We start from the raw sequence: 14,003 nt of genomic DNA, 5'->3' as shown, positions 1-14,003 counted from the left end.
CGCGACCAGCGCCCCCACTACGACAAACCCCACCCCCTGCTACGACAAACCCCACCCCCACCATCCGTTACGGCAAGCCACCCCACCCCCACCCGCCGTCGCGAGTGACCGCCGATCGTGGGGATCGCTTCTCACGTCGGACGGGGTCCCCGCCGCTACGGCCCACCTTGACCGGCCACCGTGCCCCACCCCGCCCACCGGCGAGGGGCGCCAAGCCCACCACCCACCACCCCGCCGCACGGCGCCCCAAACCCCGCTATCGCCACGTGCGGCCGGCGGCGCAGCGAGGATCGCGAGGTCACCCCGGTTTACGAGCCTCGATCAAGAAGCGGGTGGTGGTGGCCACGAACGGCCCTTCGCTCTCCAGCCGCTCATGCAGCTCCCGCAACCGCGGCAGATACTCCTCAACCGTGAACCCAGGCACCATCCAGATCACCTTCCGCAGAAAGTAGACCACCGCCCCCACGTCGAAGAACTCCGTCCGCAACCGCTCGAACCGAAGATCCATCACCTCGAGCCCGGCCCCTTCCGCACCGGCCCGAGCGTCATCCGGATGCCGCCCCCGCCGCCTCTCATCAGACAACGGCCCCAGAAAGTACTCGACCAGCTCGAACACACTCTCCGGCCCCACCTGCTGCGACAGATACGTCCCGCCGGGAGCCAGGACGCGGCCGATCTCCTCCCACCACACGGTCACCGGATGCCGGCTCGTCACCAGGTCGAAGGCCCCGTCAGCGAACGGCAGCGGCGGCTCATCCGGGTCCGACACCACCACGCACCCCCGCGGATGCAACAGCCGGGTGGCTTTGGCGAGATTCGGCGGCCAGGACTCGGTGGCGACCATCAAGGACGGAAGCCGCGCGGCCCCGGCCAGCACCTCCCCACCGCCCGTCTGAATATCAAGCCCGGCGGTAGCTCCAGCCAGGCGTTGGGCCATGAGCCGCTGATACCCCCACGAAGGCCGCGCCTCCGTCGCACGCCCATCCAGCCAGGAGAAGTCCCAGCCTTCCACGGACACCGACGCGGCCTCGTCCACCAGATCCTCGAATGCGCGCTTCATAAGATCACCTTCGCAGCTCGCCAGCCACCCGGTCGAGCGCACGCCACCCGCAGCCGCACCGCGGATCACGGCGTCAGCGCCCTCTGCGCAAGGCCTTTCTCCGTGGCGCCACGCCACGCGGCTGGCGGATCGCGACGTTGGCGCCCACGCACAAGACCTGCTCCACGGCTACGCACCGCATGGCCGCCGCGTCGCCGGCGTTCGCGTTGGCTGCTCTACGGCAGTCCTCCCTGGCGGTGCGCCACGCGGATCACGGGGTCGGCCGCCCTGCGGGAGGCCACCTCCAACGCGAGTCACCGCCCGGAGCCCAGCGGCGCGGCGGAGGCGTGTCAGGTGGCAGGGTCGTGTGGTCGGAGGGCTTCGTAAAGGGCGGCTACCGCCAGTAGGACGTCACCGAGTGGCCCAGTTCTTCGAACAGCGATCGGGTCAGCGGCAGTGAGATGCCCAGCACGTTGCCGTGGTCGCCGTCGATGCCGTCCACGAACCACCCGCCGCGTCCCTCGATGCTGAACCCACCGGCCATCTGCAGCGGCTCCCCCGAGTCGATGTACGCCTCCAGCTCGGCCTCGGTCGGCTGGCCGAAGCGGACCACCGTGGTCGCCGTCTCGGCAGCCTCCCGGCCGGCCGTCACGTCGATGACGCAGTGGCCGGTCACCAGGCGGGCCGTGCGGCCGCGCATCATCCGCCAGCGGATGGCCGTCTCCTCGGGCGTGCCCGGCTTGCCGTACGGCCGGCCGTCCAGCTCAAGGATGGAGTCGCAGCCGATGACCAGTCCCTCGTCCAGGTCGGAGGCCACCGCGCGGGCCTTCGCCCGCGCCAGCACGAGGCTCAGCGCGGCGGGCGAGTGCGCGGTGTACGCGTCCTCGTCCACGCCGCTGACGATCACCTTGGGATCGAGCCCGGCGGTGCGCAGAAGGGCCAGACGGGCGGGTGACGCTGAGGCGAGGACGATCATCACCCCAGCTTACCGGTCACCAGTCGGGGTTCGACGTGCCCGGAGCGGCCGAGGACGGCTGCTGTTGCTGGGGCGGCTGCTGCGGCTGGCTCGGCTGCTGTTCGCCGCCGAAGATGCCGCCGAGCACGGAACCCAGCAGGTCGCCGAGGCCGCCGGTCTGCATGCCGGCCTGTTCCTGGTTGAGGTCGTTGGCCACGGCTCCGGCGTCCATGTTCTGCTGGGAGGCGCGGTTGGCCAGCAAGGACATGATCATGGGTGCGATGAGCGGCAGCAGCTTCATGATGGTGCCGGAGTTGATCCCGGCGAACTGCGCCAGCCCCTGCGCCGCCTGCTCCGTCCCCTGCGAGCCGAGAACGTGACCCAGGATCCCCTCGCCGTCCCTCGACAGGCTGGCGACGTCACCGGTGAAGGGGTCGGCGTCTACATGCTGGTCGAGTGCGCTGCGCAGTGACTGCGCGCCGTCGTTGTTCTCGGCGTTGCGGGCCATGCCGCCCGCGATGGTGCCCGTCGCGGCCTCGACGACGCTGCGCGCCGTGGCCGTGTCGGTGCCGAGCAGACCGGCGATCTGCTGCAGTCCGGAGTCGCCCAGTTGTGCGAGTAGCTCATCATTGAGTGACACGACAAGTCCCCCCGATCGTTTGTCTCGGGTGGACCTACCCTCCGCTTTATCGAGCTATTTCCCGAATTGACCTAACTGTCTACCAACACCCCTCAGATCAGGTACGGCCCGCCTCAAACCCCCCGAGCCCCTCAAGAACCGCGAGACAACCAGAGCCTCACAAAAGATCGGAAACCGGGCCTTCCACAGGTTGGCCCACGTATCGGGGAAGGGCAGCGGGGAACCAGCGTCCCGCGAAAGCCCTTGAGCCAGACCTCCAGGATCGAAGCCCTCAACAGCGCAAGCCTCTCGGAAGCCCGTGGGAACCGGCCTCCCTCCCGAACGAAGGAAGGAAGGAACCGGCCCGAGCTCAGGACCCCAGAAAGCACGCCTCAGGATGTGGGTGCGTCGGAAGAGCCCGCGACCCCGTTCGGGGCGCCATCGGAAGGCATCGGGGTGGACACGTCAGGCACCGGCGACCCGTCCACCGACTGCTGCGGCAGCGGGCCCGAGGGAGCGTCCGCCCCCCGAGGCAGTTCGCCGTTGGCGCGCGGGGCCTCCAGCGGGGTGTTCGCCGGCCGGCTGACCCCGGCCGCCGCATACGCGCCCGCCTCGTCCAGCGTCTCGTGCTCCAGCAGCGCCACCACGATGGCTTCCAGCTTGTCGCGGTTCTCCGACAGGATGCGCACCGCCACCTCGTAGCACTCGTCCACGATCCGGCGGGCCTCCTCGTCCACGGTGGCGAGGGTGGCGGGTGAGGCCTGGGGCTGCTGGCCGTCATTCGGGAGGATGGTGAGCGGGCCGACCTTGGCGGACATGCCCCACCGGCCCACCATGCCCCGCGCGATCATGGTGACCTGCTCCAGGTCGTTCTCGGCGCCGGTGGTGATGATGTCGTACACGACCTGCTCGGCGGCCATGCCGCCCAGGGCGCCGGCGATGCGGCCGCGCAGGTACTTCTCGTCGTAGGCGTAGCGGTCGGTGTCGGGCGTGGACAGGGTGACGCCGAGCGCCCGGCCGCGCGGGATGATCGAGATCTTCCTGACCGGGTCCGCGCCGGGCTGGAGCATGCCGAGCAGCGCGTGCCCGGCCTCGTGGTAGGCGGTCCTGACCCGCTCCTCCTCCGGCATGACGATGCTGCGGGCCGCGCCGAGCTGCAGTTTCTCCAGCGCGTCGGCGAAGTCGGCGGTGCCGACCTTGTCCTTGCCGCGCTTGGCTGCCAGCAGCGCCGCCTCGTTGACGAGGTTGGCCAGGTCCGCGCCGGTCATGCCGGGCGTGGTCTTGGCGAGCTGGTCGAGGCTGACCTCGGCGGCCAGTGGTACGCCGCGGGTGTGCACCTTCAGGATGGCGCTGCGGCCGGCCGCGTCGGGCAGGCCGACCTGCACGGTCCGGTCGAAGCGGCCGGGGCGCAGCAGGGCGGGGTCGAGGACCTCGGGCCGGTTGGTGGCGCCGATGACGATGACGCCCTCCGCGCCGGAGAACCCGTCCATCTCGGTGAGGATCTGGTTGAGGGTCTGCTCGCGCTCGTCGTGCCCGCCGAGGCCGGAGGCGCCGCCGCGGGCGCGGCCGATGGCGTCGATCTCGTCGATGAACACGATCGCCGGGGCGACCTTGCGCGCTTCCTCGAACAGGTCGCGCACCCGGGAGGCGCCCACGCCGACGATCATCTCGATGAACTCGGAGGCGCTGGCGGAGAAGAACGGCACGTTGGCCTCACCGGCCACGGCGCGGGCCAGCAGTGTCTTGCCGGTTCCGGGCGGGCCGGCGAGCAGCACGCCCTTGGGCAGCTTGGCGCCGAGCCTGCGGTACTTGCCCGGGTCCTTCAGGTAGTCGACGATCTCGACGAGTTCGTTCTCGACCTCGTCGATGCCGGCCACGTCGTCGAACGTGACCCGGATCTTGGAGCTCTCGACCGGCTTGGCGGCCTTCGACTTGCCGAGCCCGCCCAGGCCGCCGCCGCCCATCATGCTGGCGCCGCGGCGCATCACCCAGATCCACAGGGCCGCGAGCAGCAGCACGGGCAGCAACGACAGCAACAGGTTCAGGAAGAGCCCGCGCCCGCCGACCGGAGTCGACGTGATGTTCACGCCCGCGGCCTTGAGCTGGGCGTCCAGCTGGTCGGTGTTGGCGAACACCGGGATCTCGGTGTCGAACTTCGTGTACTGCTTCTTGTCGTCGGGGTCGGTCGCCGCCGCCTTCAGTTCACCCTGGACGGACGTGCCCTCGGCCGAGATGTCCTTGACGTTGTTCGCCGTCACCTGCTTGGTGAACTCCGTGTAGGAGATCGTCTCCACCGGCTCGCTGTCGAAGAACGAGGAGATCAGGAAGAAGCCCGCGTACACCACGAGCAGCGTCACGACGAAGCGCCACCAATTGATCTTGGGACGTCCGGTGCCGGAACCACCCGGGAGGCCCTCGGCGCGCCAGGGCTTCTGCTTGTTCTTGTCCTGCTCCTGAGGCGGCCCAGAGCGTTCCACGGCGTCACTCCCCCAAATCGCCGCATCCATGATCTCTACCCTAGAACACGGGCACCAGAGACGACGCGGTAGATGTCACGCCAACGCTTACGTTGCGTGTCCGGTATCGAAGCGAACACCAGTCCCGGCTTGGCCATTCCCCCGTCCAGTACGACGACGGCGGCGACAGAGGACCGCTTGCCGTACTTGACCTGGTAGATCGTCGCCCAGCCGCCCTTGACCGGCTGGGAGGTCAGCCAGCGGACGGTGGCGCCCTTGGGGTGGAGGTTGAGTGTCCAGCGCGCGGCCAGCAGCGCGGTGTCGCGCGGATTCTTCTGCGCCTCGATCGGGACGGGGCAGCTCACGATCAGGCCGCGCTCGGCGCGGCCGCGCAGCTTGGGGAGCACCTGCTTGCTGGTGAACGGCGCGCCGCGGTGCCGCTTCCAAGGCCTGCCCAGCAGGGGTACGGCCACGCCGGTCCGCTTGTCCGCGAGCACGCGGCGTCCCGGCTTGGGCAGCACGGCCTTCTTCGGCTTGCCCGGCACCTCCGGCAGCCGGGCATCGGCGTAGAAGGCCTCCATGGCCGTGTATCCGGGTGCCAGGGACGCGCCGGGCGAGGGCGTGGGCCGCGCCGCCGCCTGGGAGACCGACGGCGCCGGGCTGGGCAGCGCGGGCACCGCCGCGGACGGGCTGACGACGGGCTCGGCCGTACCGGCGGGATGGACGGTCGCGGCGGGCGGAACAGCTCCCGGCGTCCCGGACGGAGTGGCCGACGCGGTGGCCGACGCGGTGGCCGACGCGGTGGCCGACGCGGTGGCCGACGGGGTGCCGGGTGGGGTGGCGGACGAGGTCGGCGGGGCGGTCGATGGCGCGGCGACCGGCCGTTCCGCGACCTCGTCCGGCCGGGAGGGAAGTGCGAGCACGACAGCGACGACGGCGACCGCCGCCGCGACGAGCACGGCGAGCCCGCGATAGACGTCCCGCATACGCAGGTCGCCGATGCGGGAACGCCTTGGCGGGGAGGCGTTCTTCGGCTTGTCCGCCGTTGTCACACGGGAACCCACGGTCCCACCTTCCCCATCGAGCACGACGGGAGCGTACGACAAATCCAGCTATTGCGTGCAAGAAGCTATGGAAGTGTCATCATGGCAGGGTGCACCAGGTGGAGCTCCGATTCCATCCCGCCTCGCGGGAGACGCTGACCCACACCAACCTGTCCGCGGTCCGTCACGACGGCGCCGGCCTCTGGCTGGCCGGTGACGAGACCGCCACGATCGAACACCTCGCCTGGAACGGCGAGCGCTACGACGACCAGCGCACCTTCCATCTGGCCGACTACGTGGACCTGCCCGCCGGACCCCACGACGAGGCCGACATCGAGGGCCTGGCCAGGACCGACGGCCAGTTGTGGCTGGTGGGTTCCCACAGCCTCAAACGGCGCAAGCCCAAGTCCAAGGACCCGGAGAAGGCGGCCAGGCGCCTGGCCACGGTGCTGCGCGAGGAGAACCGGTTCATCCTGGTACGCCTCCCGCTGGACCCGGTCACCAACAGCCCGCTGCCCGGCGAGATCATGTCCGGCAAGGAGAACCTGGCCCGGCACCTGGACGACGACGAGCATCTCGCCCCGTTCCTGGCGCTGCCCGGCAAGGACAACGGCCTGGACATCGAGGGCATCGCGGTCATCGGCCGCCGGGTCTTCCTGGGCCTGCGCGGGCCGGTGCTGCGGGGCTGGGCCGTCGTGCTGGAGGTCAACCCCGTCCCCGCCGACCGCGGCAGGCTGAGGCTGGCGACGCCGTACAAGAAGCACTTCCTGGACCTGGGCGGGCTGGGCGTGCGGGACCTGTGCCCCTACGACGGCGACCTGCTGCTGCTCACCGGCCCCAGCATGGACCTGGACGGACCGGTGCGGGTGGTGCGCTGGCGGGCGGGCAAGCACACGGACGTGGTCGGCGCCCAGGACCTGGAGACCGTCGCGGAGCTGCCGTTCGGGATCGGCTTCGACCATCCGGAGGGCCTGGCGATACTGCCGGACGGGCGGTTGATGGTGGTCTACGACTCGCCGGGCCCGCACCGCCTCACCCCGCAGGGCGGCGTGCTGGCCGACATCATCGCGCTCTAGAGCCCGCCAGCCAGGGCGCTTCCGCCACGAACGTGCACGAGCCCGGCGCGATCTCGGTGAACCCGGCGTCGCGCACCACCGGCAGCCCGCTGCCCGACAGCGCGTCGAAGCGCTCACGCGAGGGCGCCAAGCGGACGGAGACGGCCAGCCCGCGCGCGATCCAGGCCGCCCGCTCGGCCGTGCCACTGGCCCACCAGGCCAGCTGGGCGGCGTGCCCGGCCTGCGCCATGGCCTTGCCCGCGCTCATCTCCAGCGCGGGGTTCTCCCACAGCACGGGCGGCTCGGCGGCCGGTAGGGCGGCGCCGTCGGCCAGGTCGGTGCCGGACACCTGAAGCCGGGACAGGTCCTTGGGCCACCCGTCGAGCGGGACGGGCGGATGCACGCGGACTTCCGCCGACCGATGCTCGACGGTACGGCCGGGCAGCGCCAGCACCCGCGCCCACTCGGCCCCGCGCGCCCGGCGCACCACCTTGCGGATCTTCCCGGTGGCCTGCCAGGCGAGCAGTTCCTCGCTCCACTCCCCCGGGTCGGCCAGGACGCTCAGCACGGCCATGGCGGCCGCCTCCAGCGCGTCGGCGCGCTCGGGCGGCGCGGTCCGCTCGATCCTGACCACCAGCGGGAGGACCCTCAGTTCAAGCTCGTCGTTCATCGCTGACCAGCATGCCCGACGGCGTCCCCGCGAGCGGGCGCGACCCCCTTCCGATGGCCAGTGAGAGCGCGGCGGCGACCAGGCAGAGCGCGCCGGCGGCGTACCAGGCCAGGTCGTAGGTGCCGAGCTGGTCGCGGGTGAGGCCGGCGAGCACGGCGGCGATCGCGGCGCCGATCTGGTGGGAGCCGAACACCCAGCCGAACACCACGCCGCCGTCGGCGCCGTAGATCTTGCGGCAGAGCGCGACGGTGGGCGGGACGGTGGCCACCCAGTCGAGGCCGTAGAAGATGATGAAGACGAGCATGCTCGGTTCGGTGGTGGCGGCGAACAGCCCCGGCAGCACCATCAGCGACAGCCCGCGCAGCGCGTAGTAGACGCCGAGCAGGATGCGCGCGTCCATCCGGTCGCTGAGCCAGCCGGAGGCGACGGTGCCGACGACGTCGAAGATCCCGACCAGCGCGAGCAGCCCGGCGGCGCTCGCCTGGGGCATGCCGTGGTCGTGCGCGGCGGGGATGAAGTGGGTGCTGACCAGTCCGTTGGTGCTGGCGCCGCAGATGGCGAAGCCGCCGGCCAGGAACCAGAAGGGCCGCGTGCGCGCCGCCGACCTGAGCACCGACAGCGCCCTGACCGCCGCGTTGACGGCGGGCGGTTCCGTACGGCCCGCCCCCAGCTCGGCCCCCAGCGCGGTGGTGCCCACGTCGGCCGGGTGGTCGCGCAGCAGCCACCACACGAGCGGGACGACGACCAGCGCGCACCCGGCCACGGTCAGCGAGGCCACCCGCCATCCCGGCCCCTCGGCCAGGTGGGCCAGCACGGGCAGGAAGATGAGCTGCCCGGTGGCGCCCGCCGCGGTGAGCAGGCCGGTGACCAGGCCGCGGTGCCGTACGAACCAGCGGTCGGTGACGGTCGCGGCGAAGACCAGCGCCATGGAGCCGGTGCCCAGCCCGACCAGGACGCCCCAGAACAGCAGGAGCTGCCACGACGCGGTCATGGCCAGGGTGCCGCCGCTGCCCGCCGCGACCAGCAGCAGGGCGATCGAGACCACGCGGCGCATGCCGAAGCGGTCCATGAGGGCGGCGGCGAAGGGGGCGGTCAGGCCGTACAGGACGAGGTTGATGGAGACGGCCAGCGAGATCGTCGCGGTGGACCAGCCGAACTCGCGCTGGAGCGGCTCTATCAGGACGCCGGGGGTGGCGCGGAAGCCGGCGGCGCCTAGGATGGCCACAAAGGCCACGGCCGCCACCAGCCAAGCACGGTGCAGTCTTCTCACCGGATCATGCTGATCGATCCGGTGAGAAGGCGAAAGTGGCCGGAGAGCCAATATGTGAAAGAATCAGGCCATGGTGCATCGTGTCGCGGTCGTCGTGCTCGACCATTTCGCCACGCTCGACCTCGGTGTGCCCGGACAGGTGTTCCGGGTGGCGGAGACGCCGGACGGCGAGAAGCTCTACGAGATCGTGACGTGCTCGCCCGGCGGCCTGCCGGTGCGCTGCGACGCCGGGTACTCGGTGACGCCCGACCACGATCTCGGCGTGCTCGGCACCGCCGACACCGTGCTCGTGACCGGCGTGCACGGCGGGCCGGCGCTGGTGGACGGCACGCTCCCCGGCGACGTGCGCGCCGCGCTCCAGGGGCACCGGCGCATCATGTCGATCTGCACGGGCGCCTTCGTGCTGGCCGCCGCCGGGCTGCTCGACGGCCGGCCCGCCACCACGCACTGGCGCGAGGCGGCGCGGTTCGCGTCGTTGTTCCCGCTGGTCGAACTGGATCCCGACGTGCTGTACATCGACGACGGCGACGTGCTCACCTCGGCGGGCGTGGCCGCCGGGCTCGACCTGTGCCTGCACGTGATCAGGCGCGACTTCGGCAGCGAGGTGGCCAACCGGGCCGCCCGCCGTTGCGTGATGCCGCCCTCGCGCGAGGGCGGGCAGGCGCAGTACATCGACCGGCCGCTGCCCGACCCCGCCGGCACCAGCACCGCGGCCACCCGCGCCTGGATGCTCGGCCGGCTGGCCGAGCCGCTCGACCTGACCACGCTGGCGGCGCACGCGGGCATGAGCGTGCGCACGTTCACCAGGCGCTTTCGCGAGGAGACCGGGCTGAGCCCGGCCAAATGGCTGACCGGGCAGCGGGTCGGGCACGCCAGAGACCTGCTGGAGGCGACGGACCTGCCGGTGGACGAGGTGGCCAGACGCGCCGGGTTCGGCACGGCGGTCTCCCTGCGGCAGCATCTGCACGCCGCGGTCGGGGTCTCGCCTCAGGCCTACCGCAACACGTTCACGCGGGCGGTTCAGGTCTGACGCCGCGAGCCCGCGTGCTCCTTGAGGAAGTCGACGACGTCCTCGGGCAGCGGCGTACGCAGCGCGAGCCGGAACGAACCCGTCTCCGGCTCCCGCACGATCAGCGAGTGGCCGGTGTAGACGAGCGTGGCGCGCGTCAGGTCGACCCGGACGGTCCGGTACGCGACCTTCCTGACCAGCGTCGTCCCCTCAAGCCAGGCCGCCGTGCCGCGCCTGAGGAAGATCCAGACCCCGATCAGCCCCAGGATCGGGACCCCGGCGAACAACCCCAGCGTCACCGCGGTCTGGAACGTCGTCATGCCCGCGCCCAGCGCCGACATGCTCGCCATGGCCACGAGGATCAGCACCACGAGACTGGCGCAGCCGCACCCGCTGCGCAGGCCCACACCCAGCGAGACGTCGAGCTTGATAGGGGAGGTCACGTCCCTAAAATAGCGGCGTGGTCGAATGGGTGGAGCGGCCACCTGCCTTGGAGAGTTGATGATCAATCCCCTCAACGTCCAGCTCTACTCCGTCCGCGACCCGTTGTCAGCAGATCGTGACGGAACGCTGCGCCGGATCTCCGGCATCGGCTACCGCGCGGTCGAGCCCTTCGACCCCATGAACGACCCCAAGGGCATGCGCGAGCTCTGCGACGAGCTCGGCCTGGCCATCCCGAGCACCCACGCGTACGCGCTGCTCGGCGAGGAGACCCGCCCCGTCTTCGAGGCCATCGCCACCCTCGGAGCCGAGCTGGCGATCATCCCGGGCGGCATCCCGCACGAGGAGTTCACCGGCCACGAGGGTCTGCTGCGCACCTCGGAGCGTCTGCTCGCCCTGGCGGAACAGGGCCGCGAGTACGGCGTGCGGATCGGCTACCACAACCACTGGTGGGAGATCGAGCCGGTGATCGACGGCCGGCACGCGCTCGAACTCCTGGCCCCCGAGATCTTCCTGGAGGTCGACACCTACTGGGCTTACGTGGGCGGCGCCGACGTGCCCGCGCTGCTGCGCCGCCTCGGCGACCGGGTGCTGGCCCTGCACGTCAAGGACGGGCCGGGGGTGAAGGACCAGCCGCACACGGCCGTCGGCTCCGGTGTCGTGCCGGTGCCGGAGATCCTGTCGGCCAAGCCCGGCGCGCTGCGGATCGTCGAGCTCGACTCCTGCGACGGCGACATCTTCGACGCCCTGACCGCCAGCCACGCCTACCTCAGCGCGCTGGAGGTGCGATGACCGGCGTGGCGATCGTCGGCGCGGGGGTGATCAGCGCCGCCTACCTGCGCGTCCTGGCCGACTTCCCGGAGATCGAGGTGGTCGGGGTCGCCGACCTCGACACCGCGCGGGCGGCCGCGGTCGCCGCCGAGCACGGGGTGCCGGTCTCCGGCGACCTGGCATCGGTGCTGGCGGTGCCCGAGGTCGAGATCGTGGTCAACCTCACCGTGCCGGCCGCGCACGCGGCCGTCGGCCTGGCGGCGTTGCGGGCCGGCAAGCACGTGTACGGGGAGAAGCCGCTCGCGCTCGACCTGGACGAGGGCGAGAAGCTGCTGACGGAGGCCGAGGGCTTGGGGCTGCGCGTGGGCAGCGCCCCCGACACGTTCCTCGGCGCCGGGCTGCAGTCGGCCGGGCGGGCGCTGCGCTCGGGGATCATCGGGGAGCCCGTCGCGGTCACCGCGGCCGTGCAGGGGATGGGGCCGGAGGCGTGGCATCCGAGTCCCGAGTTCTTCTACCTGCGGGGCGGCGGGCCCATGTTCGACCTCGGGCCGTACTACCTCACGGCGCTGGCGGCGCTGCTCGGCCCCGCCGTACAGGTGGCGGGCAGCACACGCAAAGCCCGTGAGCTGCGGGTGGCGGGCGCGGGACCGAGGGCGGGCACGACGTTCCCCGTCGAGGTGGCCACGCACGTGCACGCGCTGATCGACCTGGCGAGCGGGCCGTCGGTGTCGGCGACGTTCAGCTTCGACTCGGCCGTCCCGAGGCGGCGGATCGAGATCCTCGGCACCGAGGGCGCGCTGTCGCTGCCCGACCCCAACACCTTCGGCGGGCCGCTGCTGGTGCGCGGGCCGCGGGAGGCGGACTGGCGCGAGCTGCCCGTCGAGGGCTCGCAGGTCGGTCGCGGCATGGGCGTCCTGGACCTGGTCAGGTCGCTGCGTGACGGCACGCCCCACCGGGCCTCCGGCGCGCTCGGCCTGCACGTCCTGGAGATCATGACCGCGATCACGGAGTCGGCGGAACAGGGCGAGTTCCGGCGCCTGCTTACGAGCGCGCCGCTGCCGGAACCGCTGCCGGACGGCTGGCTGGACTGATCGAAGGGGGTCGGGGAACCGAAGCCGGGATCCGCGCGTTGACCCGGACATGCGTAGCTCCTTCTTCGGCAACCTCGACCCCCAGCAGGCGCAGGGCTCCTTCGCGCTGCAGAACACCAAGATGCTGCGGGTACGGCTGCCGCAGGAAGTCCTGGCCCGCCAGGGCTCCATGGTGGCCTTCCAGGGCCAGATGACCTTCGACTACGAGGGCTCGGGCGGCGTGAGCAAGCTCTTCAAGAAGGTCATGACCGGTGAGGGCGTGCCGCTCATGCGGGTGAAGGGCGAGGGCTTGCTCTACCTCGCCGACAACGCCGACGACATCCACCTGTTCTACCTGGAGAACGAGGGCCTGACCGTCAACGGCCGCAACCTGCTGGCCTTCGAGCCGCAGCTGACCTGGGACATCAACCGGGTGCAGGGGGCGGGCGTGGCCGCCGGCGGGCTGTTCAACACCACGGTCACGGGCGCCGGCTGGGTGGCGGTGACCGCCCACGGCAGCCCGGTGATGCTGGACGCGGGGCAGGCTCCGACGTTCGCCGACGGGCAGTCCGCGGTCTGCTGGAGCGCGGGGCTCCACGTGGGCGTCAACCGCACCTTCAAGGCGGGAGCGCTGATCGGGCGGGGCAGCGGCGAGGCCATGCAGCTGGCCTTCCAGGGGCAGGGCTTCGTGCTGGTGCAGGCCAGCGAGGGCCCGCCGATTCCGTCGGCTTCCTAGGCACTCAGCTTTTCGCACAAATCCCAGACGGCGTCGCGGACGCGCTCGTCCAGCACGGTCCTGGGCCACGGGCGGCGCCGCAGGTTCTGGCCGAAGTAGGCGCCGCTCACGCCGTCCACCTCCGCGCTCGCGGCGAGGTGGACGCTGGAGCGCGCGGGCTTGGCCAGGTCGCCGAAGGCCAGCGGGGCGATCAGCCTGACCAGCGGCGCCAGGGGCCGGTAGACGTAGGGGAAGGCGGACATCGCGGTCCGCCGGTTCATCGGGGTGTCGCCGTGGCCGGGGTAGACGACGTTGACCGCCACGTCGTGCTCGCGCAGCCGTTCCGCCATCCGGTGGCTCATCGCCATGAGCATCGTCTTGGTGTGGTTGTACTGGCTGAACGTCCAGCCCAGGAAGCGCTTCTCCGCCTGCAGGTTGTTCAGCTCGATCGGGGCGCCGGGGATGCCGCCGGTGACGTTGACGACCCGGCCGCCGCCGCGCAGCAGCGGGAGCAGTTCCCAGGTGAGCGTGTAGGGCGCCAGGACGTGGGCGGCGAACATCGTCTCCACGCCGTCGGCGGTCAGCCGCCTGCGGCCGGTGTTGGCGCCGGCGTTGTTGACGAGCGCGTCGAGCCGGCCGCCGCGCTCGCGTACGCGTGCGGCCAGCTCGCGCAGGCCGCGTAGGTCGAACACGTCGGCGGTCATGGCCTCGGCCCGGCCGGCGCCGCGGGCCAGCTCGGTGGCGGCCGCCTCCGCGCGGCCGGGGTCGCGGCCGACCAGGATCACGTGCGCGCCGCGGGCCACCAGGGCACGCGCCGTCTCCTTGCCGATGCCCGCGGTGCTGCCGGTGATCAGGACTGTCTTCCCGTGCATGCCATCTCCTCATCAGAG

Annotated in this window: 14 protein-coding genes; 5 read left to right on the top strand and 9 right to left on the bottom strand. The window is 71.6% G+C overall.

The window, feature by feature from the left end; translation table 11 throughout:
- Positions 1-298 precede the first annotated feature (298 nt).
- From ACIBHY_RS42530 to ACIBHY_RS42510, 5 genes are all read right to left on the bottom strand, one after another.
- A complete protein-coding gene (locus ACIBHY_RS42530) occupies positions 299-1,060 on the bottom strand; it encodes a class I SAM-dependent methyltransferase (RefSeq protein ID WP_397241767.1) in 762 nt (253 codons plus the stop codon).
- Between the two features lie 373 nt (positions 1,061-1,433).
- The gene (locus ACIBHY_RS42525) at positions 1,434-2,015 is read right to left on the bottom strand and encodes a Maf family protein (RefSeq protein WP_397241763.1); all 582 of its coding nucleotides are present in this window, start codon (positions 2,013-2,015) and stop codon (positions 1,434-1,436) included.
- A gap of 16 nt (positions 2,016-2,031) precedes the next feature.
- Positions 2,032-2,634, bottom strand: coding sequence for a DUF937 domain-containing protein (locus ACIBHY_RS42520; protein WP_397309692.1), 603 nt, complete (start codon positions 2,632-2,634; stop codon positions 2,032-2,034).
- Between the two features lie 371 nt (positions 2,635-3,005).
- Positions 3,006-5,120 carry an ATP-dependent zinc metalloprotease FtsH gene (gene ftsH, locus ACIBHY_RS42515; RefSeq protein ID WP_397309691.1) on the bottom strand — a complete coding sequence of 705 codons (2,115 nt, stop codon included), beginning with the start codon at positions 5,118-5,120 and terminating at the stop codon, positions 3,006-3,008.
- Between the two features lie 5 nt (positions 5,121-5,125).
- Positions 5,126-6,133 carry a hypothetical protein gene (locus ACIBHY_RS42510; RefSeq protein WP_397309690.1) on the bottom strand — a complete coding sequence of 336 codons (1,008 nt, stop codon included), beginning with the start codon at positions 6,131-6,133 and terminating at the stop codon, positions 5,126-5,128.
- Between the two features lie 98 nt (positions 6,134-6,231).
- On the opposite strand from ACIBHY_RS42510, the gene ACIBHY_RS42505 reads away from it, so the two are divergent.
- Positions 6,232-7,188 (top strand): DUF3616 domain-containing protein, encoded by a 957-nt coding sequence (locus ACIBHY_RS42505; RefSeq protein ID WP_397241755.1) that lies wholly within the window; start codon positions 6,232-6,234, stop codon positions 7,186-7,188.
- On the opposite strand, the gene ACIBHY_RS42500 is transcribed toward ACIBHY_RS42505, so the two are convergent.
- Together ACIBHY_RS42500 and ACIBHY_RS42495 are read right to left on the bottom strand one after the other, a co-directional pair.
- Positions 7,175-7,837 (bottom strand): peptidyl-tRNA hydrolase, encoded by a 663-nt coding sequence (locus ACIBHY_RS42500; RefSeq protein ID WP_397309689.1) that lies wholly within the window; start codon positions 7,835-7,837, stop codon positions 7,175-7,177. The genes ACIBHY_RS42505 and ACIBHY_RS42500 overlap by 14 nt on opposite strands.
- Positions 7,821-9,107: an MFS transporter gene (locus ACIBHY_RS42495; protein ID WP_397309688.1), complete on the bottom strand. Its 1,287-nt coding sequence runs from the start codon at positions 9,105-9,107 to the stop codon at positions 7,821-7,823. The genes ACIBHY_RS42500 and ACIBHY_RS42495 overlap by 17 nt, the downstream gene beginning before the upstream one ends.
- Positions 9,108-9,177: 70 nt before the next feature.
- On the opposite strand from ACIBHY_RS42495, the gene ACIBHY_RS42490 reads away from it, so the two are divergent.
- Positions 9,178-10,137, top strand: coding sequence for a GlxA family transcriptional regulator (locus ACIBHY_RS42490; protein WP_397241749.1), 960 nt, complete (start codon positions 9,178-9,180; stop codon positions 10,135-10,137).
- On the opposite strand, the gene ACIBHY_RS42485 is transcribed toward ACIBHY_RS42490, so the two are convergent.
- Complete coding sequence (locus ACIBHY_RS42485; protein WP_397241747.1) at positions 10,128-10,559, bottom strand: hypothetical protein; 432 nt, start codon at positions 10,557-10,559, stop codon at positions 10,128-10,130. The two genes, ACIBHY_RS42490 and ACIBHY_RS42485, sit on opposite strands and share 10 nt — an antisense overlap.
- Before the next feature lie 58 nt (positions 10,560-10,617).
- Between ACIBHY_RS42485 and ACIBHY_RS42480 the strand changes: the two genes are divergently transcribed.
- From ACIBHY_RS42480 to ACIBHY_RS42470, 3 genes are read left to right on the top strand one after another with little or no spacing between them, the layout of a single operon-like run.
- A complete protein-coding gene (locus tag ACIBHY_RS42480) occupies positions 10,618-11,349 on the top strand; it encodes a sugar phosphate isomerase/epimerase family protein (RefSeq protein ID WP_397241745.1) in 732 nt (243 codons plus the stop codon).
- Entirely contained in the window at positions 11,346-12,419 is a 1,074-nt protein-coding gene (locus ACIBHY_RS42475) for a Gfo/Idh/MocA family protein (protein ID WP_397309687.1), read from the top strand. The genes ACIBHY_RS42480 and ACIBHY_RS42475 overlap by 4 nt, the downstream gene beginning before the upstream one ends.
- 49 nt (positions 12,420-12,468) lie before the next feature.
- On the top strand, positions 12,469-13,134 hold the full coding sequence (locus ACIBHY_RS42470) for an AIM24 family protein (protein WP_397241741.1): 666 nt from the start codon (positions 12,469-12,471) through the stop codon (positions 13,132-13,134).
- Here the strand turns inward: ACIBHY_RS42470 and ACIBHY_RS42465 are convergent.
- Positions 13,131-13,985 (bottom strand): SDR family NAD(P)-dependent oxidoreductase, encoded by an 855-nt coding sequence (locus tag ACIBHY_RS42465; RefSeq protein WP_397309686.1) that lies wholly within the window; start codon positions 13,983-13,985, stop codon positions 13,131-13,133. The genes ACIBHY_RS42470 and ACIBHY_RS42465 overlap by 4 nt on opposite strands.
- Between the last annotated feature and the right edge of the window lie 18 nt (positions 13,986-14,003).

It is taken from the genome of Nonomuraea sp. NPDC050547 (assembly GCF_044457345.1).
Lineage (GTDB): Bacteria > Actinomycetota > Actinomycetes > Streptosporangiales > Streptosporangiaceae > Nonomuraea.
Note: the sequence above shows the minus strand (reverse complement) of the source record. Positions and strands in the feature narration are given on the sequence as shown.

What these genes read in the sequence shown, in the direction of transcription:
- ACIBHY_RS42500 (WP_397309689.1), bottom strand. Translation starts at nt 7,837, where the DNA reads ATGAACGACGAGCTTGAACTGAGGGTCCTCCCGCTGGTGGTCAGGATC.
- ACIBHY_RS42480 (WP_397241745.1), top strand. Translation starts at nt 10,618, where the DNA reads ATGATCAATCCCCTCAACGTCCAGCTCTACTCCGTCCGCGACCCGTTG.
- ftsH (WP_397309691.1), bottom strand. Translation starts at nt 5,120, where the DNA reads ATGGATGCGGCGATTTGGGGGAGTGACGCCGTGGAACGCTCTGGGCCG.
- ACIBHY_RS42475 (WP_397309687.1), top strand. Translation starts at nt 11,346, where the DNA reads ATGACCGGCGTGGCGATCGTCGGCGCGGGGGTGATCAGCGCCGCCTAC.
- ACIBHY_RS42470 (WP_397241741.1), top strand. Translation starts at nt 12,469, where the DNA reads ATGCGTAGCTCCTTCTTCGGCAACCTCGACCCCCAGCAGGCGCAGGGC.
- ACIBHY_RS42465 (WP_397309686.1), bottom strand. Translation starts at nt 13,985, where the DNA reads ATGCACGGGAAGACAGTCCTGATCACCGGCAGCACCGCGGGCATCGGC.
- ACIBHY_RS42490 (WP_397241749.1), top strand. Translation starts at nt 9,178, where the DNA reads ATGGTGCATCGTGTCGCGGTCGTCGTGCTCGACCATTTCGCCACGCTC.
- ACIBHY_RS42525 (WP_397241763.1), bottom strand. Translation starts at nt 2,015, where the DNA reads ATGATCGTCCTCGCCTCAGCGTCACCCGCCCGTCTGGCCCTTCTGCGC.
- ACIBHY_RS42530 (WP_397241767.1), bottom strand. Translation starts at nt 1,060, where the DNA reads ATGAAGCGCGCATTCGAGGATCTGGTGGACGAGGCCGCGTCGGTGTCC.